This window comes from Arthrobacter pascens (genome assembly GCF_030815585.1).
In the GTDB taxonomy this organism is placed as follows: domain Bacteria; phylum Actinomycetota; class Actinomycetes; order Actinomycetales; family Micrococcaceae; genus Arthrobacter; species Arthrobacter pascens_A.
Window position 1 is genome coordinate 4,215,977 of record NZ_JAUSWY010000001.1, and the last position, 21,906, is coordinate 4,237,882.

The window sequence follows — 21,906 nt, forward strand, 5'->3', positions numbered from 1 at the left end:
GACCGTCCGCTTCCAAAGGAAGGAGACTTTGGCTTGCGTGATCAGCCGCCTCTTTGCCGGAAGTGGGAAGGCACAGGTGACTATTTCAGGGATCTTTGGCCGAGGGCCGTTGTCGTTGCGATGATGAGCGCGACAATCACTACGCAGGTGAAGCCTGCTGCTGATCCCCAGGAGTCGATGGCTGTTCCAGAGAGTGCAGCGGCGGCGGCGATGCCGGCCGCACTGGCGGAGTTCATCCATGTGAAGGCTTGGGTCAACATCCGCGGTTCCATATTCCGTTCGGTGAGGGCTGAGGACAGGACCATCATGGGAGCGACCGCGATACCGACCAGGACCAGGAGCCCGGCCAGAGACCAGATGCTGTCCGCCACCATGAGGATGGCCGTTGCGGCTGAGAAGTAGACCGCGATTCCTAACAGGAGGCGCCCGGGTGGACACTTCCATTGTCGGGTGCCGTAGATGAGGCCGCCGAGCAGGCTGGCCACGCTCATCACACCGTAGAGCACGCCCCCAAGCTGGGGGGTTCCATGCTCGACGGTGAATGCGGTCACCGCCAGCTGCATGGAGCCGAAGAACAGTCCCAAGCCGATATTCACCGCCAACAGGGTGAAAAAGGCGGGCATCATGATTCCTCCGTCGAGGACCTTCGCCAGAGGATGCGTGCCAAACGGCGGTGCAGTCGTTCGTTGGGCCGCAAGAGTGAGCCCGCCGAGGACTATCAGTGCAGCTGCACAGACCGATCCGGCGAGGGGATGGACAAAGGCGGCTATCAAACCCACCAAAGCAGGTCCGGCAAGGAAAGCGACATCATTTGCTACCGTCTCCAAGGAGAAGGCCGCCGCCAGCCGCGACCTGTCCAGGAGATGGCTCCATCGAGCCGCTGACAGCGCGCCCAGCTGCGGGACAGAGGCCCCGGCAGCGACGGCAGCCAGACAAGTACCGACAAATGACACATCCAGAACCACAGAAGCAACCAATGCGGCAGCAGCACCGCCATGCACAAAGAGCAGCAGTGGCAGCATCCGAGTCTGTCCGCGGTGATCGATGTGCCGGGCGACCTGCGGTCCCATGAGCGCCTCGCTTATGGCGAAAGCGCCGGTGACCACCCCAGCCGAGGCGAATGACCCGGTGTAATGCTGGACGAGCCAGAGGATCCCCAGCCCAGTCATGGAAATACCAAGCCGACCAACTCCTGCAGCGAAGAAGAACTTCGCTGCACCTTCGACCTGAAGCACGTCTTGGTATCTCTGAACGCCCCGTAATTTCCCAGAAAATGGTTGATCTGATCGATCATCAATGATTGGCACTCCACAGAGTCCTATTTCGGCGGCCGGGGTGAGTCAATCGCCAGAAACATCGGGTCTGGACACTTCGACTGGTCACCGGCAGGATCCATCAGAAGAGTGCCCTAACGGGCAAACCACCCCTGCATCGCCGCACAGATTGGCTGAATCGGAATCAGCCCTGCGCAATGCTCCATGCACGAGGCGCGAATGTCAATGGCCATCGACACCCGCCGTTCAGGCACAGCTGGCGCAAATGCGGAACGTAGCGGAAGATTTGGCCCAAGTCTGCCGCGAGAATCGCCACTGTCACAATGAAGACCAACAGCCCCAGAGAAGTCGCTCGGTTCTGGCGTGAATTACTTGGCTACCGAATCGCGCCCAACCACAGCAACTCGGTAAAGCTGATCGGAGACGACGGGCCGGCCCTGCTTATCCAACCGTCGGATAACCCGATCGAACAGGGGGCGATCCACCTGGATCTCCGGCCGGAGGATCAGGCGGCCTGTGTGGATCAAGCCCTCAAGCTCGGGGCCACTCGTGCGGACATCGGGCAGGCCGGCAACGAGGGATGGGTCGTCATGGCCGACCCAGGCGGCAACCTCTTTTGTGTTCTCCAGGATCAGGCCGACTACCGAGCCTCCCTGGCCAACGATCCGGGAACCGCAACGTCGATCGATTAGGGGTTCGAGGTGTGCCGGATCTGTTGCAGTCAGGGTTCCCCTAAGGAACGAGGGAAGCGTCCCGGCCGACCACCGGCTATCGGGTGTACAGACGAACCCGGTTTTGGGGCTGGTGGGCGAGAATAGAGGCATGAACTTGGAGCGTGTGTCCCCTGCGGACGTCTACGAGGTACGTTCATTCCTTCACGAGGTCGATCTGACCCTGGCGGGCATTGACGAGCCGACCGTGCGGTTATGGATCGAACGCGGGGACGGCGGCGAGATCATCGGGAGCACAGGATTCGAACTCAGCGAAGACAGCGGTCATGCGCTCATCAGGAGCGTGGCGGTAGCGCCGAGCCACCGCGTCGTGGGGGCCGGCTCGAGGCTCGCGCGCTACGCCCTACAGGAGGCGCGTGCCGCCGGCGCATCTCGCGCCTGGCTGTTTTCTCGCCGTTCGGGTCCGTTCTGGCAGAAGCTCGGGTTCACCGGTGCAGATCGAGATGAGCTTGCGGCGGCGCTGCCGAACACACATCAAGTGCGACTTTTCGTGCAATCTGGTCAGCTCGAACGCGAGGTCGCGTGGTTCCAGTCCCTCGAAGACAGCGCCCGCTGACCGATCCCTTAGGGGACCGTGCCGCAGAGGGTTCGGCTAACGCACACCAAGGGCGCGGTGATCTACCGTCCTACGGGAGCAGTCGTTCCCATCGGCCTGCTGGCCTACGTCAACGCAAGGCACGTGCCATCCTTGGGGTATGGCACGAACTTGGTTATCGCTGACTGTGGAACTGCTCGGCGGTCGTGGCGAGGAGCTGTGGCCGTGGCCCGGGCGCGTCTTCGCGGTCGGACCGTCGCACACCTTCATGGATCTCGCCAACGCCATCAACGATGCCTTCGCCCGATGGGACCGCTCACACCTGTCAATGTTCACCCTGGCCGACGGCCGGGTAATCACCGACGAAGAGACGGGAGCCGAGATGGCCGGATCGATCGGCGGGCCGATCATCGCGCCCATCGACATCGCTGCTGCCAAGGTCGCCCGGACGCTGGAGCCGGGGGCTGAGTTTCAGTTCACGTTCGACCTCGGTGACGCCTGGACGCACCGATGCGTGGTTGGGGAGGAGAAGGTCGACCCGCTTGAGGTATTGGGTATCCGCCCTGATGCCCCCCTGCCGTACTGGGGCTGGGGCAGCATCCCGGACCAGTACGGGCGCCGGTGGGCAACCGACGACGGGGAGAGCCGGGCACAGGGGAAACCGAGCCGGCCGCACCCGATGCTGCTGCATGCGTGGCCCGCGCAGGTGCAGGTGCCTGGGCTCGACCTGTCCGAGTTGCGTGAAGCCATCGCGGCGGCAGACGCGGCTCGCTTCCTCGCTGCGGTGACGGGACGCGACATCGATGACGCTCTACAACAGGTGGGGGCCGGCATACCGATGGCGCTGGAGCAGAGACGCCAGGAGGCCGAGTCGATGGCACTGTCGGTCATCAACCGGCTGACGTGGCGCGGCGGCGCTGGTGACCGGCTGTTGGCCGAGGACCTGTTGGCCGGTCTGCGCCGTGTGCCGCTGACAGGCAGGGTGGTGCCAGTAGACCTAGACATGCTCAGCACCGTGTTGGAAGGGGATCCCGACCTGTCGACCGGTGGCTACCTCGACCTGCACACCGGGCAAGTGTACGACGGCAGCGCCACTGACCCGATGATAGTCGGGGAGGACGCCGCCATCGATGTGGAGGAGGAGGGGCCAGACCGTTGGCTTCGGCTCCGCCCCATCGGTTCGCGGAACGGCTGGCGGGACATGGCGGCCTTCGCCGAGCGGCAGCACGATGAGGCCCTCCGGGAGCGACTGGAGCGGGCGATCGAGGGCAAAGGTGCCTTCTTCCGGTTCCGCGACGTCGTCCACGGCGAGAACCTTGGCGAACAGTGGTACGCCTTCTCCACCGACCGCCAGATGGGCCGTTCCCGCGAGTTCCTCGCTGACAATGGCATCCGCGTGGGCTGACGACCCGGGTTCGGTCATACCCACAACCGTGGAGCAGCTGAGTAGACCGAACCTGAGGTCGAACGCGGTCAGAGGGTCGTCCCAGTGCAGGTTCCCCAATTGGAACAGCAACCAGGCGGAGGAGCGGCCGAGATAGAACGCCGCAGATGCCGCTAGGGACAAAGCCCTCCGTACATCGGTACCGAGGCGGCCGGCGCAAAAGGCACCGGTGCCGCGGCGCCCGGCCACCGAACCAGCGTGGTTAAAGCGAAGGCCCCGCCTGCTCCCTTTCGGGAGCGGGCGGGGCCTTGGCGTTTGTAGCTAGGCGCTCGGAGCGATTTCCGGGATGCGCGGCTTGGCGTTGCCGGCGAAGGTGAACTTGGCTTCGTCACCGTCGCCGTCCACATCCACTACAACAATGTCGCCAGCGTGGATCTCGCCGAACAGGATCTTCTCAGAGAGCTGGTCCTCGATCTCGCGCTGGATGGTGCGGCGCAGCGGCCGGGCACCCATGGCGGGATCGTAGCCGCGTGTTGCCAGCAGAACCTTGGCCGCGGTGGTGAGCTCGATGCCCATGTCCTTGTCCTTCAGGCGCTTCTCCAGGCGTCCGACGAACATGTCCACGATCTCGATGATCTCGTCCTGGGTGAGCTGCGGGAACACCACAACGTCATCAACACGGTTCAGGAACTCCGGGCGGAAGTGCTGCTTGAGCTCCTCCGTCACACGGGCACGCATCCGGTTGTAGCCGGTCTGGGTGTCCGTGCCGGACTGGAAGCCGGTGGCAACGCTCTTGGAGATGTCCCGGGTGCCCAGGTTGGTGGTCATGATGATCACGGTGTTCTTGAAGTCCACCACGCGGCCCTGGGAGTCGGTCAGGCGGCCGTCTTCAAGGATCTGCAGAAGCGAGTTGAAGAGGTCCGCGTGGGCCTTCTCCACTTCGTCGAACAGGACCACGGAGAACGGACGGCGGCGGACCTTTTCGGTCAGCTGCCCGCCTTCCTCGTACCCGACATAGCCCGGAGGCGCACCGAAGAGCCGTGACACCGTGTGCTTCTCGGAGTACTCGGACATGTCCAGCGTGATCAGGGCGTCCTCTTCACCGAACAGGAACTCGGCCAGGGCCTTGGCCAGCTCGGTCTTGCCGACGCCGGTGGGGCCGGCGAAGATGAACGAACCGCCCGGACGCTTGGGGTCCTTCAGGCCGGCACGGGTGCGGCGGATTGCCTGCGACAGGGACCTGATGGCCTCGTTCTGGCCCACCACGCGCTTGTGCAGTTCGTCTTCCATCTTCAGCAGGCGCGAGGACTCTTCCTCGGTCAGCTTGAACACCGGGATGCCCGTGGAGTTGGCCAGTACCTCGGCGATGAGATCCTCATCCACCTCGGAAATATCGTCCATGCCGCCGGACTTCCAGTGGCGTTCCTTCTCCGAGCGCTCGGTGATGAGCTTCTGTTCCTTGTCGCGGAGCGAAGCGGCACCTTCGAAGTCCTGCGCGTCGATGGCGGATTCCTTCTCCATCTTGAGCTGCGCAATCCGCTCGTCCATGGCCTTCAGCTCCGGCGGGGCAGTCATCCGGCGGATGCGTAGCCGCGCACCGGCCTCATCGATCAGGTCGATGGCCTTGTCCGGCAGGAAACGGTCCGAGATGTAGCGTTCGGAGAGGTTCGCAGCCGAGGCGAGGGCGCCGTCGGTGATGGTGACGCGGTGGTGTGCCTCATACCGGTCACGCAGGCCCTTGAGGATCTCGATCGCGTGCGCAACCGAGGGCTCCTTGACCTGGATCGGCTGGAAGCGACGCTCCAGTGCGGCATCCTTCTCGATGTGCTTGCGGTACTCATCCAGCGTGGTGGCACCGATGGTCTGCAGTTCACCGCGGGCCAGCATGGGCTTCAGGATGGACGCGGCATCGATGGCACCTTCGGCGGCGCCGGCACCAACGAGCGTGTGGATCTCGTCAATAAAGAGGATGATGTCCCCGCGGGTGCGGATTTCCTTGAGGACCTTCTTCAGCCGCTCCTCGAAGTCACCGCGGTACCGTGAGCCGGCCACCAGGGAACCGAGGTCCAGGGTGTACAGCTGCTTGTCCTTGATGGTCTCCGGAACGTCACCGCGGACGATCGCCTGGGCCAGGCCCTCGACGACGGCCGTCTTGCCGACGCCAGGCTCGCCGATCAGCACCGGGTTGTTCTTGGTGCGTCGCGAAAGGACCTGCATAACGCGTTCCATTTCGGACTCGCGTCCGATCACAGGGTCCAGCTTGTTCTCGCGCGCAGCCTGCGTCAGGTTACGGCCGAACTGATCCAGGACCACGGAACCGGCGGGCGTGCCTTCGGGCTGGCTGGAACCGACGCCTGCGCCGGTGGTTTCCTTGCCCTGGTAGCCGGAGAGGAGCTGGATAACCTGCTGGCGGACCCTGTTGAGGTCGGCGCCGAGCTTCACCAGCACCTGGGCGGCAACACCCTCACCCTCACGGATGAGACCCAGCAGGATGTGCTCCGTGCCGATGTAGTTGTGGCCCAGCTGCAGTGCCTCACGGAGCGAAAGCTCCAGCACCTTCTTGGCGCGGGGCGTGAAGGGGATGTGGCCGGACGGGGCCTGCTGGCCCTGACCGATGATCTCCTGCACCTGCTCGCGGACGCCGTCGAGCGAAATGCTCAAGGACTCAAGAGCTTTGGCGGCAACGCCCTCACCCTCGTGGATCAGACCCAACAGGATGTGTTCGGTACCAATGTAATTGTGGTTCAGCATGCGTGCCTCTTCTTGGGCAAGCACAACTACGCGACGGGCACGGTCCGTAAATCGCTCAAACATTTCGCCACACTCCTAGCTACGACGTACTTTGATGCTACGTGGCAGACCCGGCATTGTGGAGCGTGTTCGCCACAGGGGAAACCGGGACAGAACCGGGAATAACCTCCATCACCATCCGTTTGGTGCTACTTCCGGTAGTCGAACGTCGCCGTATGCACCTTCCCGTCACCCAATCCAAGCGCCCCCGTCACTCAACCCCAGCTCCGTGTGGGGAGGCGCCGCCGATCCATTAGCATCGGCGTGGCGGGAAAACATGGCATAGACAGGCGAGGCCGAGTAGGCGAATTCGAGCGGGCGGACCAAACCGGAAGGTTAAAGCGGATCGTCGGCCGATCCCGAGGAAATCAGCCGACGATGAATACCTACTATACGCTTGGATGCCGCGAATCAACAAGGGTTTTCCGTGCGGCCGCAGCCGCAGTTCGGATAAACCATTCGAGCCACAAAACCCTGCCTTCCCCGGCAGAGGAAGGCAGGGCTTAAAGGGACCCTTGGAAGCCTGTTGCTAGGAATTTGCCTTTTGGTAGGCTTCCTGGATTTCGGCCTGAATTCGGCCGCGGCTGTTAACGGTGTAGCCGTTTTCCCGCGCCCATTGACGGATTTGCGCGGAGTCGTTGCTGCGCCCCCCTGCAGTCGCCTTGGTTCGGGTGGCGCGGCCTGCCGACGTCTTACGGCCTGCGCCAATAAAACGCTCCAGGGCCGATCGCAGCTCAGCCGCGTTAGCCGCCGACAGATCAATTTCGTAGCTGACCCCATCGAGGCCAAAACGGACATTCTCGTCCGCGGATCCCCCATCCAGATCATCTACGAGGATGATGTTTACTTTCTGTGCCATTTAATTGTCTTCCTCTTGGAAAGGTTCGGGTTTTCAGAAAAGCAGGATGTTCCTGTAAAAAGTATGACCCTCGCTATGGCAACGCGTCAAAGCGCCGAATGGTTCCTGGGGATATTCGGAGAAAGTTCTTTCGATTTATTTATCGGTATCCGTATCCGTACCGTTCAATGGCGTCGCGTTGAGTGCATCCGCTTCGGCCTGGGCACGTGCCTCGGCCTGTCGTTCCGCCTTATCGGCATTAAAAATGGATTTCATGGCGAACCAGAAAAGCAGGCCCACCACCAGCGACGGCAGGAGTACGGCTATGTATTCCATGGTCAGTGCCCCTCAGGCTTGAGGAGCGGGAAGAGGATGGTTTCCCGGATGCCGGCGCCGGTGAACAGCATGACCAGCCTGTCGATACCCAGTCCGATGCCACCCATGGGAGGGGCGCCGTATTCGAGGGCGCGCAGGAAGTCCTCGTCCAGCTGCATGGCTTCGACATCGCCTGCGGCCGCGTGCCTGGACTGCTCCGTGAGCCGTTCCCGCTGGATGACGGGGTCGATCAGCTCGGAGAAGGCCGTGCCGCGTTCCATACCGCCGATAATGAGGTCCCAGGCCTCGATCAGGCGGCCGTCCTCACGGTGCGGGCGGGCCAGGGGCTGGGCGGACGGCGGGTAGTCGTACACGAATGTGGGGTTCAGCAGCGTGGGTTCAACGATCTCTCCGAACAGTTCCACGGCCAGCTTTTCGGCATCCCATTTGGGATCCATTTTGACCTCGTGCTTTTCGGCGATTCCGCGCAGCACCTCAACGGAAGTGTCCGGTGTTACCTCCTGGCCGACGGCGTCGGAAAGTCCGGGGTAGACGGACAGCCAGGCCCAGTCGCCGTCGAGGTTAATCTCCCCGGCGTCCGTCTGCAGGGTGCGTCCGGCACCCACTGCATCGGCGGCGTCCAGGATGATCTCCTTGATGCGGTCGGCCATGACAAACTGGTCCGCCCAGGCTTCGTAGCACTCAAGCGTGGTGAATTCAGGGCTGTGGGTGGAGTCCACGCCTTCATTGCGGAAGACGCGGCCCATGTCGTACACACGGTCGATCCCGCCCACCACGGCGCGCTTGAGGTAAAGCTCGGTGGCGATGCGGAGGGTCATCTTCTGGTCGAACGCGTTCATGTGTGTCTCGAACGGGCGGGCCAGGGCGCCGCCGTGGACCAACTGGAGGATGGGGGTTTCCACCTCGACATAGTTGTGGCGGTGCAGGCTCTCACGGATGGAGCGGGTGATGGCTGCGCGGGTGTAGACCATTTCGCGGGCTTCATCGCGCACCATGAGGTCCACATAGCGCTGACGGACGCGGGTCTCCTCGTTCAGTTCCGCGTGCAACACAGGAAGCGGGCGCAGAGCCTTGGAGGCCATGGACCAGGACTCGGCCATAACGGAGAGTTCGCCTCGGCGGGAGGAGATGACCTCGCCCTTGATGAACACGTGGTCGCCCAGGTCAACCAGCGCCTTCCAGTCAGCGAGCGTTTCCTCGCCCACATTGGCGAGGCTAAGCATGGCCTGCAGCCGGGTTCCCTTGCCGTCCGCACCGCCTTCCTGCAGCGTGGCAAAGCAGAGCTTGCCGGTGTTGCGCACAAACACCACGCGTCCGGTGACGCCCACAACGTCGCCGGTGGTGTCGTCAGCCTCAAGATGCGCATACTTTTCGCGGATCTCGGAGAGGGAGTGCGTGCGCTCCACACCCACCGGGTATGCCTCGGTTCCGCGCTCAATCAGCTTGGCGCGCTTTTCCATGCGGATGCGCATCTGTTCGCTGGCGTCGAGCGGCTCTGGGGCATTCTTGGGGGCGGGGGTGTTTTGGGAAGTCACAATCCCCAAGTTTACCGGGAGTTCGGGCGCCCGGCTTCCGTCCGTCGGCGCACCTCCCACGCCCCAGTTATTGTCCAGATAATCCACGTTTCGCGGCCATTTGGAGGCATGATCTGGACAAAAACTCAGGTGGCTATGGGCTTAGACTCGGGCTGTGGAGACCTGGACAGTTGAAACGAACGACGGCGGCCGGCTGGAGGTGCACTCCTTCCTCTCACCGGCCAGCAGCTTTGCGACGAGCAGTCCAACGGGTGGGGAGCCGGCCACGGCGGGGCCTGCCGGCGTCGTACTCATTCACGGCACCCTGGTGACCGACGCCCTCTACCGGCCGTTCGCCCGGAAGCTGAGCGTCCTGCTGGGCAGGCCGGTGCATTGCTACAACCGGCGCGGCCGGGCAGGTTCCGCGCCGCAGCCGGACAGCTACTCCGCTGCCACCGAGATCAGCGACCTGGCAAAAGTCATGCGGGAAACCGGATCCACGGATGTGGTGGCGCACAGCTACGGCGGGTTTGTGGCACTTCAGGCCGCCCGGACGCTGCCGATCGGACGGCTGGTGACATATGACGCTGCGATTTCGCTTTCCGGAAACCTCAGCCAGCGCTGGCGGCCGGAGCTGGAGGACGCCGTCACGGCCGGGCAGCTGAACCACGCCTGGGCCCACCTGGTGCAAGGCCTCGCGACCGCCGGGCCCCTGTCCTACCTGCCCTTGGGTGCGCTGCGGATGCTGAGCATCCTCTCCGCCCGGACAAATCTGGGCGCGGAGATGAGGCAGCTGCTGCCCACCGCCGTCGCAGAGATGCGGGCCGTGCTGGATGCCGACGCCGAACTGGACGACTTCACCGGCCTCACCACACCCGTCCTGATGCTCAGCGGCAGCTGGAGCCCGGCTTACTTCGCCGAGACGGGCCGCCAGCTCGCCGCCGCTGTACCGTCAATCGAGTTCGCGGTGGTGCCCGGCCAGCTGCACGAGGGCCCCATCCGCCCCGGCAAGGGGCTGGCGGTGAGGATGGCGCGGTTCCTGAACGGCACTGGCGTCCAGGCCCAGAGGCTGGGGCGGCGGCGCAAGGGGGCCGTCTGAAGGGTTCGCCTAAGCGCTTCTGGGCCACCGCCCTAGGATGGGAGCGTGAAAGAGCAGGTATTTCCCACGCACGACGGCGGCCGGCTGGCAGTGTACAGCTACGGCACCGAGGATGCCCCGGGAGAGCGTCGTGTAGTGGTCATCGGCGGCGCGTTCCTGACCGCCCTGATCTACCGCCCGTTCTCAGTTGCGCTGGCCAATGGCCTGGGCGACGGCTGGGCGGTGGACGTCTACGACCGTCGTGGCCGGGGCAAGTCCAGCGAACAGCCGGCTGACTACTCAATGCGCACCGAAATCGCAGACGTCCGCACCGTCTTGGACGCCACCGGTGCCCGCAACATCCTGGGCCACAGCCTGGGCGGATCCGTGGCCCTGAATGCTGTGCAGGAGTTCGCGGGAACCGCCCACGAACCGGACAAGCTGGCTGTGTACGACGCCGCGGTGAACATCGACGGCAGCATCGACACTTCGTGGATGGACGATTTTGAAGAAGCGGTCAACGCCGGCAACGTGGGGCACGCCCTTGCCCGGCTCAAGAAGGGCATGCAGCCAGCGTCTGCGCTGTCCAAGATTCCGGAGCCTGTCCTGGCGGGGCTGATGGCATTGGTCTCGCGCACCAAGGTCAACAGGATGTTTCGGGAGCTGATGCCCAGCGGGGTGGGCGAACTAAGGGCCGCTTACGATGAAGCCGAGCATTTGCGGGACTTCGCGGTCCTGCCCGCCAACACACATTTCATGGTGGGCGGCAAGAGCCCCAGCTACTACAAGGTCACAGCCCAGCGGCTGCACGCGGCCGTCCCCGGAAGCACCTACGAGCTCTCCCCCAAGGGTTTCCACGGCTCCATTCCGGCCGCCGTCAAGGAACTGGTCACGGACATCTCGGAGTACTTCAAGGGCTGACCTTCAGCCAGAGTTAGCCATTCGTGCTGCCAGTACGCAGGTACCTCGGATAGGCTCGGAACATGACGCGCGAGAACATCAGGACACCCGACGGCGGCACGCTGGAGCTTTTCTCCACGGGCTCCGAGCTGGCCTCGGCCGGCTCCGGCGTGGTGGTTGTGCCGCCCTCCATGGTTACCGCGGCTGACTACACCAAGTTTGCGCAGAAACTCAGTGCAGCCCTGGGCCGCCCTGTCCACACGTTCAACCGGCGCGGCCGGGGCTCCTCGTCCCCGCAGCCGGAGGACTACACGCTGGATGTGGACATCCGGGACCTCGACGCTGTCATGAAGTACACCTCCAGCACGGATGTCTTCGGGCACAGCTTCGGTGGTGCCATTGCCCTGCACGCAGCCCGCACCCTGCCAGTGGAACGGCTCGCCGTCTACGATCCCGCGGTGTCCGTAAACCACAGCGTCAAGGCTGACTGGACCGCAGAATATGAGCGCGCCACCGCGGCCGGGGACGATGACCGCGCCCTCGCCGTCATGACCAAAGGACTGGAGGCTGGCGCCTTCTCGCGGATGCCGCTGTCCATGCTCACCATCGCCAACAAGCTCACCGCCGGCACGCCCGTCGGCAGGCAGATGCGCGAACTCATGCGCACCGGCGTGCGGGAAATCAAGGCGATCATCGCCGCAGACATGCCCGCCGAGCCGTTCCTGGAACTGCCGCTGGAAACCCTGATCATTGTGGGCGAGAAGAGCCCGGCATATTTTGGCGTTGCCTGCGGCCAGATCCACGACGTCCTGTCAGGATCCAGCTACACCATCCTGCCGGGGATGGGCCACGACGGCGTCCTCCGCGCGCCGGACAAGCTCATAACCGAGCTTAGGGACTTCTACGCCGGCTAGCCCCCAACTGACTGGCAAAAAACGCTGTCAAACGCGGTTTTGAGTGCGTTAACTGCGAGTCACTTGGGTTAGTGGCCTGGAGCTGCGCCTTGCGTCTTGCGCATCATCGCGGAAAGCACGACGGCGGCAAGGGCTATTACGGTAGCCGTCAGGAATGCGGCACTCATCCCGGCAACCAGGCCAGACGCCGCAGTTACCACGGCGAAGATAGAGACGAGCAGGGCCGTGCCGGCAGCACCGGCAACCTGCTGCGTGGTGCTCATGATGGCCGAACCATGCGAGTAGAGGTGCGGCGGCAGCGGGTTCAGGCCGGTGGTGAACGCTGGCGTGAACAGCAGCGCCAGGCCAAAACTCAGCCCGACGTGAAGGGTGACGATCCACCAGACGGGAGTGCCGGCGTCGAGCATTGAGAACTGCCACAGCGCCAGCACCATCAGGACCGAACCGGACACGGTGAGCGGCAGCGGGCCCACCTTGTCGAAGATCCGTCCGATGACCGGGCCCAGCAGGCCCATGGCCAGGCCGCCCGGAAGCAGCGCGAGCCCTGTCTCAAGGGAACCGAGGCCGCGGATCTCCTGCAGGTAGAGCGGAAGCAGGATAACGCCGCCGAAGAGCGCCATCATTGCCACCACCATCAGCAGCACGGAGACCGTGAACATGCGGAAGTTGAACGCGCGGAGGTCCAGCAGCGGGGCTTCGGCTTTCTGCAGCCGGAGCTGGCGGAGCACAAACACCGCCAGGCTGGCGATGCCGATGACCAGCGCGGCGATGGCCGCTGTGCTGGGTCCGGCCTGGCCGCCGTGCCCGCCGCCGATCTGGCTGAGGCCGTACACCAGTCCGCCGAAGGCCGGGATGGTGAGGGCGACGGAGAGGAAGTCGAGCTTGGTCTTCTCTGTTTCGCCAACGTTGGTCAGGTACTTGGCCCCGATGGCGAAGGCCGCGAGGGCCACAGGCAAGACAAACACAAACATAAAGCGCCAGGTGAAGTGTTCAAGGATCAGCCCTGAAACCGTAGGTCCCATCGCGGGAGCCACCGAGATGGCGATGCTCACGTTGCCCATTACGGCCCCGCGCTTGGCCAAGGGAACCAGGGTGAGGATGGTGGTCATCAGCAGCGGAAGCATGATGGCCGTGCCGCCGGCTTGAATGATCCGCGCCAGCAGCAGGATTTCAAACCCAGGAGCCGCAGCGGCAAGAGCGGTGCCGCCCGCGAATAGTCCCATGGCAAGCATAAAAACCGCCCGGGTGGACAGGCTCTGCAGGATGAAGCCGGTGGTAGGGATGACCACGGCCATGGTGAGCATAAAGCCGGTGGAGAGCCACTGCACGGTGGGCGCGTCCACCCGGAGGTCCACCATGAGCCGCTGCAGGGCGACGTTCATGATGGTCTCGTTGAGGATCACCACAAAAGTTGCCACCAGCAGCGTGGCGATGATGGTCACCGATTCGCGGGACATCTTCTCCGGCGCGGTCAGCTTCCCTTCGGCAGCCTGCACGGGTTCACCGTGTGCGTTCGGAGATAGTTCTGTAGACATGGATGTTCCCCCGGGGAGTTTTGAGATAGGTGGTGCGCGAGCGATGTCGCTGCAGATTCCAACACTCTACCCGTTGGAGTAATTCCTCCGCACTGGTTTTTTCTTAACCCTGGGGGAACAAATATGCCTAGGCGGTCTGGCCGGCGTGCTGGCCTTCCGAGATCTCCTCAACGAGTTTGCTGTTGAAGGCGGTGAGGTCCTTCGGGCTGCGGCTGGTCACCAGGCCTTGGTCCACCACCACCTCCTGGTCGCTCCAGTTGGCACCTGCGTTCTTCAGGTCGGTCTGGAGCGTGTGATAGGAGGTCACGTTGCGCCCACGGATGACGCCGGCGTCGATCAGCAGCCACGGCCCGTGGCAGATGGATGCCACCGGCTTGTGCTGTTCGAAGAAACTGCGCGTGAAGTTCTGGGCGTCCTTGTCCACTCGGAGGTGGTCCGCGTTCACCACGCCGCCCGGGAGCACCAGGGCATCGAAGTCGGAAGCATCGGCTTCCGCTACGGTGAGGTCCACGTTGAACGCGTCGCCCTTTTCCGTGCCGTTGTAGCCTTGCACGCGTCCGCCGGCCGGTGCCACCAGGGTGGGCTCGCCGCCTGCTTCTTTCACGGCCTGCCATGGACTGGTGAGCTCGACCTGCTCCACGCCGTCGGTCAGCAGGAATGCGACCTTCTTGCCTGCGATGTTGTGATCTGACATTGTTCCTCCTCGTTTGAGTCGTTTGAGGTGGGGCCCGGCGCGCTTTTGGCACGCGTGCGTGCCCGCTTGGAGAGTTGTTTGCCTGACAGCATCCAGCCTAGGAAAGCTGAAAGTCATAAGCAAGCTGACTAACTGGTTTGCCGTCGTGCGCACTCCTCGACGAGCACGGGCTCCTGTCAGGGTCCCGCCACTCCCCGTGAACTCGGCGGTCTTTTGCGCCGTGGCGCTGGATACTGCTGTGCGTGATCTAGGTGGCTGTAGTCGAACGCTCACCCGGTGAACCGACACCTGAGGGCCCACGCCCGAGGCGTGAGCGGATGCTTGAGGGCCTGCGCCAGACCCTGGAAGGGCCGTGTCCTTGGCCGGGCTCGCCGAGGTCGTCCGGGTGAAAGCGAAGGTCGCTGCGCTGGCGACTCGGTTGGTCGCAGGTTATCCACATAAGCCATCTGCTGCGCCGTTATTGTCGGAGGCTGCTGGGATGCTGTGGGTATGGAAAACACGGCAGCAGTAGAGGTGCAGGAGGCCATCGAGGCTTCCGTTGCTGCTGTGGGTGTGCTTGTGCGCCGGAAGGGGCCCGGGGGCGGGTCTGGTGTTGATCTACTGCGGCAACAGGCTGATGACTGGCTGGAGGTCCTGGCGGAGGGTGCCCGACTGCAGGCAAAGTCGGCAGCCCTGATGGTGCACGCCGCAGCCGGGTTCGCCGACACCACACGGGCCATGGCAGCGCCGGAGGCGTTGCCGCAGGAGCGCACCGCGCAGGAGATGGCCATCGTCGCCGAGGAGGTCGAGCCTGTCAAGTTATTTGTGTAAGAGAGGTGGAGCCTCATCGGTTTAGGTAGGGTCCGAGTCTGTCGGGATAGTTCAGAACGAGGACGCCAAGGGCTTCGCTCCATCCTTGCGTGAAGGTTCCCTCTATGAGTTTGTTGACCGTCTTGGCACGGTTCTCCCGGGCTCGGCCCTCAAGTTTGGCCCGGTCGCTGGCGCGTTTGTCCTCGATGTTGCAGATCGCCAGCCAGAGCAGTTTCACGGCGGCCTGGTCGTTGGGGAAATGCCCGCGGTTCTTGATGATCTTGCGCAGCTGGTAGTTCAGCGACTCAATCGCGTTGGTGGTGTAGATGATCCGACGCACCGGCGGCGGGAACGCCAGGAAGGGGGTGAATTTCTCCCAACCGTTCCGCCAGGTTCGTACAGTCGCGGGATACTTCCGTCCCAGATCGGAGGCCTCGAACGCGTCGAGTGCCTCCTGCGCTGCATCGGCCGTCGGGGCGGTGTAAACCGGCCGCAGGGCGGAGGCGACCTTCTTCCGGTCCTGGTAGCCGATGAAACGCATCGAGGCACGGATCAAGTGAACGACACAGGTCTGGACGGTCGCGGCCGGCCACGTCGCGCCGATCGCCTCAGGGAAGCCAGTAAGCCCGTCGCAGCAGACGATCAGGACGTCCTTCACACCGCGGTTGGCGAGTTCCGCGCAGACCCCTGCCCAGAACTTCGCGCCCTCGGTGGCTTCGACCCAGATCCCCAGAACGTGCTTGATGCCGTCCATGTCCACGCCCACGGCAATGTGCGCGGCACGGTTCTGCACCTGGTGTCCGTCGCGGACCTTGATAATGATCGCGTCCAGATACAGGATCGGATAAAGCGGCTCCAAGGGTCGCTTCTGCCATTCGAGGACCTCGTCCAGGACCTCGTCGGTGATCTTGGAAATCGTCTCGTGGGACAGCTCCGTGCCGAGCGTGGATTCCAGATGGTGGGCGATGTCCCGGACTGTCATCCCGCCGGCGTAGAGGCTGATAATCATGTCATCCAGACCACCCGTCCGGCGGGCACCCTTCGGCACCAGATGCGGGGTGAAGGACCCTTCGCGGTCCCGAGGCACGGCCAGATCCACGTCCCCGGCAGAGGTTCCAAGTGTCTTCGGATACGACCCGTTGCGGGAGTTGGGCAGGAAACGCCCGATCGGATCGCCCTTGTCATAGCCCAGATGCCCGGAGAGCTCGGCCTGCAGCCCGCGTTCCAGCGAGGCCTTGATCAGCTGCTGAATGAAACCGTCTTTGCCGTCGAGTTCCAACTGCCCGGAATCGATCTGGTTCATCAGCTCATCGAACGCACCCGAAGCCTTCAACGCATCCATGCTGCCAGCCGCCGCGGCCTTGCGGGCCAACTGCTCTACCAGCTCTTCACGCGGTTTCGTCATAGCCACAATGATTCTCCAATCATCCAGCGACTACAGCCCTCCTACACAAAACAATCTGACACCCCCCCCGAGGTCGCCTGCGTTATGACCGTCAGCGAACGCACCGCGGGGGCACTCCTGGCCGAAGCCCACGAACTGACAGCCTCGCTGCCCCTGACTCTCGCCGCGTTGCAGGCAGGGTCGATTTCGTGGCAGCACGCCCGGGCAATGGTGGATGAAACGAGCACCCTCGACCCGCCGGCGCCCAGGCGCTGGAAGCCCACTTCCTGGACCCCGACGCCCCTAACGCCGCCCGCGGCGGCCCCGCAGGAGAACTCGTCCCGTCCCGGTTCCGGCACAAGGCCAGGACCTGGCGGGAACGCCACCACCCGGACAGCATCGAAACCCGCCACACCAAAAGCGCCCAGGACCGGAGGCTCGAGTACGCCCCGGACCGCGACGGCATGGCCTGGCTCAGCGCCTACCTGCCCGCCGACCAGGCAGCCGGCATCTGGAACCCGGGCCACCGCCGCCGCACGAGCGTTGCAGGGACCCACCGAGCCGCGGACCCTCACCCAGCTCCGCGCCGACACCGCCGCGACCTGGCTCCTCCGCGCCGGCGGCGAATCCGCTTCCGGCCTAAGCACGGCTCACCCAACGGCGGAGAACAGCACCATTGGCGGGGTCGGTACTGGCGGGGTCGGCACTGGCGGGGTGCCGTCACCGGCCGCGCAGGTCCTCATAACGGTTCCGGTGTTCTCGCTGCTGGGCCTCACCGACGAACCGGCAGTGCTGGACGGCTACGGACCCATCCCGGCAACCATGGCCTGCCGGCTGATCGCCGACGGCGCCGATTCCTTCCACCGGGTCCTGACCGACCCCCGCACCGGAGCCCCGTTGGAGATCGGACGGACCAGCTACCGGGTACCGAAGGCGATGCGCCAATGGCTGCGCCTGCGCGACGGCAAATGCCCGTTCCCCGGCTGCAGCAACCACTCCCTCGACAACGAAGCAGACCACCTCCTCGCCTGGAACGACGGCGGAACCACCGGCATCACCAACCTCGGCCAACCCTGCCGCAAGCATCACCGCCTGAAACACACAACAAGCTGGACACCCACCGGAGCCGGACCCAACGAACCACCCGGCTGGACCTCCCCCACCGGACGCCACTACCAAAGCGAACAACAAGACTGGGAACCCACACCCTGGCCTGAGGCACTCGAGGACCTGCAACTCGACGCTGCTCTAGAGCCGGGCTTGGAGTCGGACGCGCCCGAAGATCTCCTGCCGGATGAGGCCTGGCCGCTGGAGTCCCTCGAAGATCCCTGCCGGACTGGCATGTGTGGCAGTCAGCCTAGATCCGAGGGTGGTCCGGCAAGTGCGCCCGGCAGCGTAACTGTGCGCGTCCCGGGACTGCATGCTCCCAGGACGTCCACGCGATGCGGTGTTTCGGTGTAACCCGGAACAAGGGATTGCCGCCGCGATTCAGTGCGGACGAACATTTGAGGCCCGGACGGATCCGGGCCTCAAATGTTGGTTCGGGCACGCATGCTGGGCGGCACCATGCAAATGGCTCACCGCAAAATGACTCAGCCTGCCTGATCGCTCAGGCGAAGACGAGCTGTTCTCCTGGCTGGCAGACGAAGAAGCTGGGCTGTTCTACCGGCGCAAACGGGATGATCAGCCACTGGTTCCCGTAGTACTCGACGTACGAGTCCGCCGGGCAACGGGAGTATGCTTCTTCGCGGGTCATTCGCTGCCTTTCTTGATTTTCGGAGATGGGTTGAAGGGGACTTGAATTGTTAGCGCTAACGCTGATTTAAGTGTGAGCGCTAACACAAGAGCCGTCAAGAGGTCAGGCAGAAAAAATTCGGCACGGTCCGCGACCCGGTCTCACGCCGGGCCTTGGAGGATGCATCAGCCCCTGCCTTTGAGCAGGCTGTTGTGCTTAGGTAGAAGCATGGCGGCACCCATAGAGGATTATGCTCTCCTGTCAGACCTGGCCACCGGGCCGCTGATCTCCCGTCGCGGGAGTGTGGATTGGCTTTGCTTCCCCCGCTTTGACTCGCCGTCCGTCTTCGGGGCACTCCTGGGCAACGAGGACCACGGGCGGTGGTTACTGGCACCCGCTGAGCCCGATGCCGTCGTCGTAAACCGTCAGTATCTGGAGTCAACCTTCATCCTGGAGACGACGTGGCAGGCCTCGAGCGGCCAGATCCGTGTGACGGACCTGATGCCTCCCGGACAAGGCCGGTCCTCCCTTTTGCGCCGCGTGGCAGGCCTCAGCGGAACTGTCCTGGTGCGTCAGGAACTAAGCATCCGCCCCCAGTATGGGGTACTGATGCCGTGGATGAGCCGCGTTCGCAAGAACAACGTCCCAGGAAGCGGGGACGCGCTGCTGGCCATGGCCGGGCCTGATGCCTGGGCCTTACAAAGCCGCCGTTTGCCGGAGGCGCATGGCCGTGAGCATCTTGGGAATTTCGTGGTTTCAGCCGGAGAGACCGTCGACTTCGAGTTGACCTGGTTCCCTTCATACCGTGGGGTCCCGCCCCAGCTTGATTTTGACGCAGCTCTAGGCGAGACAGCGAGTTATTGGACCCGTTGGGGTGGAAACTGCCGCCAGGACGGAATCTACGGGGCCGCGGTCAAGCGTTCACTGCTGGTGCTGCGCGCCCTGACACATTACGAGACCGGAGGTATCGTCGCCGCTCCAACCACCTCCTTGCCCGAGGATTTCGGCGGTTCGCGCAACTGGGACTACCGCTATTGCTGGCTTCGCGATGCCGCGTTGACGCTGGAGTCCATGTTGACCCATGGGTATGCATCGGAGGCCCTCAAGTGGCGCAACTGGCTGCTTCGAGCGCTTGCCGGCGACCCCGAAGACGTTCAGATCATGTACGGCGTAGCTGGTGAACGCGACCTGCCAGAGAAGGTGCTGGGTCACCTCCCGGGGTACCAGGACGCCAGCCCGGTGCGGATCGGCAACGCTGCCGTCTCCCAGTACCAGGCGGACGTTGTGGGTGAGGTAATGGTGGCGCTTGAGAGGCTGCGCATGGCTGGCGGCAAGGAAGACCCGTTCTCCTGGGCGCTTCAGCGGGCCCTGCTGGGATTTGTCGAGAAACACTTCGACGACAAGGACTTCGGCTTGTGGGAGATGCGGGGCTCAGCCCAGTACTTCACGCATTCCCGGGTCATGATGTGGGCGGCCTTCGACTGTGGTGTCCGGGCGGTCCGGGACCATAATCTCCCGGGCCCTGCGGAGCACTGGGAGGAACTGCGGCGGCGTTTGCGGTCGGAAATCATGGACAGGGGTTTCAACCCGGAGCTCAACTCCTTTACGCAGACATACGGCGGCCGCCAAACGGACGCCTCGCTGTTGGCCATGCCGCAGGTTGGCTTCCTCGCCTACGACGATCCTTACATGCTTGGCACAGTCGCTCAGCTGGAAAGGGAGTTGCTGACTGAGCATGGCCTCTTGCTGCGCTACCGGACCGAAACCGGTGTCGATGGGCTTGAACCAGGCGAGCATCCTTTTCTTGCCTGCTCCTTTTGGCTGGTTGAGCAATACGCCCACACCAATCGGCAGGCAGAAGCCAAGGCACTCATGGACAGGCTGGTGGGGTTCTCCAATGAGCTTGGCCTGCTCAGCGAAGAATTCGCACCGGGGGAGAATCGGATGGTAGGCAATTTCCCGCAGGCATTTTCCCATTTGGCTCTGGTGCGGGCAGCTGACGCGATGCATGGCGTGGAGCTGCTCAGCCTGGCGGTCCGGTACTAAAGGGTCAGGCGCCGATGTGCCGCGGCCTCAGTATGCAGGCCCCTCATCGGCCTCCGAGTTTGTGTCCTCCGAAGTTTCCATCAGGTGGGCCAGCAGGGCCCGCTCGGGGAAGCCCGGATACGCCGCAACGTATTCACGCAAGCGGTACTGAACTTCCGCCAGGCCCGGAGCCGGGTCGTCCAGGATGGAGTCGATGATCTCCTGTGCCTGCAGCCCTATGGGCGTGACCGGCTGGGTGGGCATTTGGTCAAGAACGTCGTGGAACTCGACGGCGCTGGACAGCCCGTCCTCTACAGTGCTGATCATAGGTGTTGCTCCTGGTGATAGGCATCGGGGAGGCCGGCGCACGGCTGCGCCCGGAAAACTGAGCCTCGAAGCTGGCTTCGGAAACGGTCGGACGGTTACCCGCCAACGGCGTGCTGCCCTGGCGGGCAACACACAGAGCATAACGGTCAGCGCCTACGTACAAAGGCAATTCCGTCAGCTGAAAGCAAGCGTGTCACGAACTCAGCGGCACATTGTCGATCAGCCGGACCGGCCCCACCCTGGCCGCAATGATGGCCAGTCCTTCGCCGCGGAACGGCGTCTCCCTGCAGTTCTCGGCCAGGGGCTCCAGCGTGAACGGGTCCACCACGTCGAAGTAGTCCGTTTCCACCAGCGGCTGGGATGCCACCAAGGCCTGGGCTGATTCGAGGTCCAGCGGCTCGTGGGCGTTGGCCCGCTCCTCAAGAAGTCGCAGCGCACGGGACAGTACCAGAGCCGCTTCGCGCTGCTCCTCGGACAGGAAGCGGTTCCGGCTGGACAACGCCAGGCCCTCGTCCGAACGCACGGTCGGCACGGCAACGATCTCCACGGGGAAGTTCAGGTCCGCCGCCATCCGACGGACCAAGGCCAGCTGCTGGGCATCCTTCTGGCCGAAGTAGGCCCGGTAGGCCGGCAGTCCCCCGCCGCTGCCTGAGACAAATGCACCGGTGGCCGGCAGTCCTGCCCCGGGGATGCCGTAGTGCAGCAGTTTGGCCACCACGGTGAGGGCGCCGTCGAAATGCCCGGGCCGGGCAGCGCCCTCCCATTTCTCGCCCAGAGGACCGGCAGTTACGCGCACAAGCGGCTCGCCACCGGGGTAGACCTCCTCCACCGACGGCGCAAACGCCAGGTCCACTCCCTGCTCCTCCAGCAACGCCAGGTCGGCCTCCAAGGTCCGCGGGTAGCGGTCCAGGTCCACGGCATCGCCGAACTGCAGCGGGTTCACAAAGATGGACGCCACTACTACGTCGTTCTGTTCGACGGCGGTGCGCGCCAGCCGCGCATGGCCCTCGTGGAGCGCTCCCATGGTGGGCACCAGGCCTTGCGACACGCCCTGCTTCTGTGTCAGGAGCCGCGCGCTTTCAGCTTTCAGTTCCGCCGCCGTTGTCACCAGTTTGATGGCCAT

Annotated in this window: 19 protein-coding genes and 1 pseudogene; 9 read left to right on the top strand and 11 right to left on the bottom strand. The window is 63.9% G+C overall.

The window, feature by feature from the left end:
• Positions 1-80: 80 nt before the first annotated feature.
• Positions 81-1,169 (bottom strand): MFS transporter, encoded by a 1,089-nt coding sequence (locus QFZ30_RS19520; protein ID WP_307079078.1) that lies wholly within the window; start codon positions 1,167-1,169, stop codon positions 81-83.
• A 428-nt stretch (positions 1,170-1,597) separates the two neighbouring features.
• Between QFZ30_RS19520 and QFZ30_RS19525 the strand changes: the two genes are divergently transcribed.
• The 3 genes from QFZ30_RS19525 (at position 1,598) to QFZ30_RS19535 (ending at position 3,945) form a co-directional block, all read left to right on the top strand.
• The gene (locus QFZ30_RS19525) at positions 1,598-1,966 is read left to right on the top strand and encodes a VOC family protein (RefSeq protein WP_307079080.1); all 369 of its coding nucleotides are present in this window, start codon (positions 1,598-1,600) and stop codon (positions 1,964-1,966) included.
• Between the two features lie 130 nt (positions 1,967-2,096).
• The gene (locus QFZ30_RS19530) at positions 2,097-2,561 is read left to right on the top strand and encodes a GNAT family N-acetyltransferase (protein ID WP_307079082.1); all 465 of its coding nucleotides are present in this window, start codon (positions 2,097-2,099) and stop codon (positions 2,559-2,561) included.
• A 139-nt stretch (positions 2,562-2,700) separates the two neighbouring features.
• Positions 2,701-3,945: a UPF0158 family protein gene (locus QFZ30_RS19535; protein ID WP_307079084.1), complete on the top strand. Its 1,245-nt coding sequence runs from the start codon at positions 2,701-2,703 to the stop codon at positions 3,943-3,945.
• A 300-nt stretch (positions 3,946-4,245) separates the two neighbouring features.
• Here the strand turns inward: QFZ30_RS19535 and QFZ30_RS19540 are convergent, their stop codons facing one another.
• The 4 genes from QFZ30_RS19540 to lysS form a co-directional block, all read right to left on the bottom strand.
• Entirely contained in the window at positions 4,246-6,738 is a 2,493-nt protein-coding gene (locus tag QFZ30_RS19540; RefSeq protein WP_307079086.1) for an ATP-dependent Clp protease ATP-binding subunit, read from the bottom strand.
• Between the two features lie 505 nt (positions 6,739-7,243).
• On the bottom strand, positions 7,244-7,573 hold the full coding sequence (locus tag QFZ30_RS19545; RefSeq protein WP_307079088.1) for a histone-like nucleoid-structuring protein Lsr2: 330 nt from the start codon (positions 7,571-7,573) through the stop codon (positions 7,244-7,246).
• A gap of 135 nt (positions 7,574-7,708) precedes the next feature.
• Positions 7,709-7,888: a hypothetical protein gene (locus QFZ30_RS19550; protein WP_307079090.1), complete on the bottom strand. Its 180-nt coding sequence runs from the start codon at positions 7,886-7,888 to the stop codon at positions 7,709-7,711.
• Positions 7,889-7,890: 2 nt separating this feature from the next.
• Positions 7,891-9,423 (bottom strand): lysine--tRNA ligase, encoded by a 1,533-nt coding sequence (gene lysS, locus QFZ30_RS19555; RefSeq protein WP_307079091.1) that lies wholly within the window; start codon positions 9,421-9,423, stop codon positions 7,891-7,893.
• A gap of 154 nt (positions 9,424-9,577) precedes the next feature.
• Here lysS and QFZ30_RS19560 point away from each other — a divergent pair, with 154 nt between their 5' ends.
• The 3 genes from QFZ30_RS19560 to QFZ30_RS19570 all read left to right on the top strand — a co-directional run bounded on the left by QFZ30_RS19560 (position 9,578) and on the right by QFZ30_RS19570 (position 12,294).
• Complete coding sequence (locus QFZ30_RS19560) at positions 9,578-10,501, top strand: alpha/beta fold hydrolase (RefSeq protein WP_307079093.1); 924 nt, start codon at positions 9,578-9,580, stop codon at positions 10,499-10,501.
• 45 nt (positions 10,502-10,546) lie between these two features.
• On the top strand, positions 10,547-11,401 hold the full coding sequence (locus QFZ30_RS19565; RefSeq protein WP_307079095.1) for an alpha/beta fold hydrolase: 855 nt from the start codon (positions 10,547-10,549) through the stop codon (positions 11,399-11,401).
• Positions 11,402-11,463: 62 nt separating this feature from the next.
• Complete coding sequence (locus QFZ30_RS19570; protein ID WP_307079097.1) at positions 11,464-12,294, top strand: alpha/beta fold hydrolase; 831 nt, start codon at positions 11,464-11,466, stop codon at positions 12,292-12,294.
• Between the two features lie 68 nt (positions 12,295-12,362).
• Here the strand turns inward: QFZ30_RS19570 and QFZ30_RS19575 are convergent, their stop codons facing one another.
• Together QFZ30_RS19575 and QFZ30_RS19580 are read right to left on the bottom strand one after the other, a co-directional pair.
• On the bottom strand, positions 12,363-13,829 hold the full coding sequence (locus QFZ30_RS19575; RefSeq protein ID WP_307079099.1) for a DHA2 family efflux MFS transporter permease subunit: 1,467 nt from the start codon (positions 13,827-13,829) through the stop codon (positions 12,363-12,365).
• Positions 13,830-13,956: 127 nt separating this feature from the next.
• Entirely contained in the window at positions 13,957-14,523 is a 567-nt protein-coding gene (locus QFZ30_RS19580; protein ID WP_307079101.1) for a type 1 glutamine amidotransferase domain-containing protein, read from the bottom strand.
• Positions 14,524-15,012: 489 nt separating this feature from the next.
• On the opposite strand from QFZ30_RS19580, the gene QFZ30_RS19585 reads away from it, so the two are divergent.
• Complete coding sequence (locus QFZ30_RS19585; protein ID WP_307079103.1) at positions 15,013-15,333, top strand: hypothetical protein; 321 nt, start codon at positions 15,013-15,015, stop codon at positions 15,331-15,333.
• Positions 15,334-15,346: 13 nt separating this feature from the next.
• On the opposite strand, the gene QFZ30_RS19590 is transcribed toward QFZ30_RS19585, so the two are convergent.
• Positions 15,347-16,654, bottom strand: a complete 1,308-nt coding sequence (locus tag QFZ30_RS19590) for an IS256 family transposase (RefSeq protein WP_307079105.1) — start codon at positions 16,652-16,654, stop codon at positions 15,347-15,349.
• A 132-nt stretch (positions 16,655-16,786) separates the two neighbouring features.
• Between QFZ30_RS19590 and QFZ30_RS19595 the strand changes: the two are divergent.
• Positions 16,787-18,157, top strand: a pseudogene (locus QFZ30_RS19595) (DUF222 domain-containing protein); the annotation flags it as partial.
• Between the two features lie 148 nt (positions 18,158-18,305).
• On the opposite strand, the gene QFZ30_RS19600 reads toward QFZ30_RS19595, so the two are convergent.
• The gene (locus QFZ30_RS19600) at positions 18,306-18,452 is read right to left on the bottom strand and encodes a hypothetical protein (RefSeq protein ID WP_307079107.1); all 147 of its coding nucleotides are present in this window, start codon (positions 18,450-18,452) and stop codon (positions 18,306-18,308) included.
• A gap of 207 nt (positions 18,453-18,659) precedes the next feature.
• Here QFZ30_RS19600 and QFZ30_RS19605 point away from each other — a divergent pair, with 207 nt between their 5' ends.
• On the top strand, positions 18,660-20,477 hold the full coding sequence (locus tag QFZ30_RS19605) for a glycoside hydrolase family 15 protein (protein ID WP_307079109.1): 1,818 nt from the start codon (positions 18,660-18,662) through the stop codon (positions 20,475-20,477).
• A 27-nt stretch (positions 20,478-20,504) separates the two neighbouring features.
• Here QFZ30_RS19605 and QFZ30_RS19610 read toward each other — a convergent pair whose 3' ends face one another.
• On the bottom strand, positions 20,505-20,783 hold the full coding sequence (locus tag QFZ30_RS19610; protein WP_307079111.1) for a hypothetical protein: 279 nt from the start codon (positions 20,781-20,783) through the stop codon (positions 20,505-20,507).
• Between the two features lie 193 nt (positions 20,784-20,976).
• Entirely contained in the window at positions 20,977-21,906 is a 930-nt protein-coding gene (locus QFZ30_RS19615) for a 4-phosphopantoate--beta-alanine ligase (protein ID WP_307079113.1), read from the bottom strand.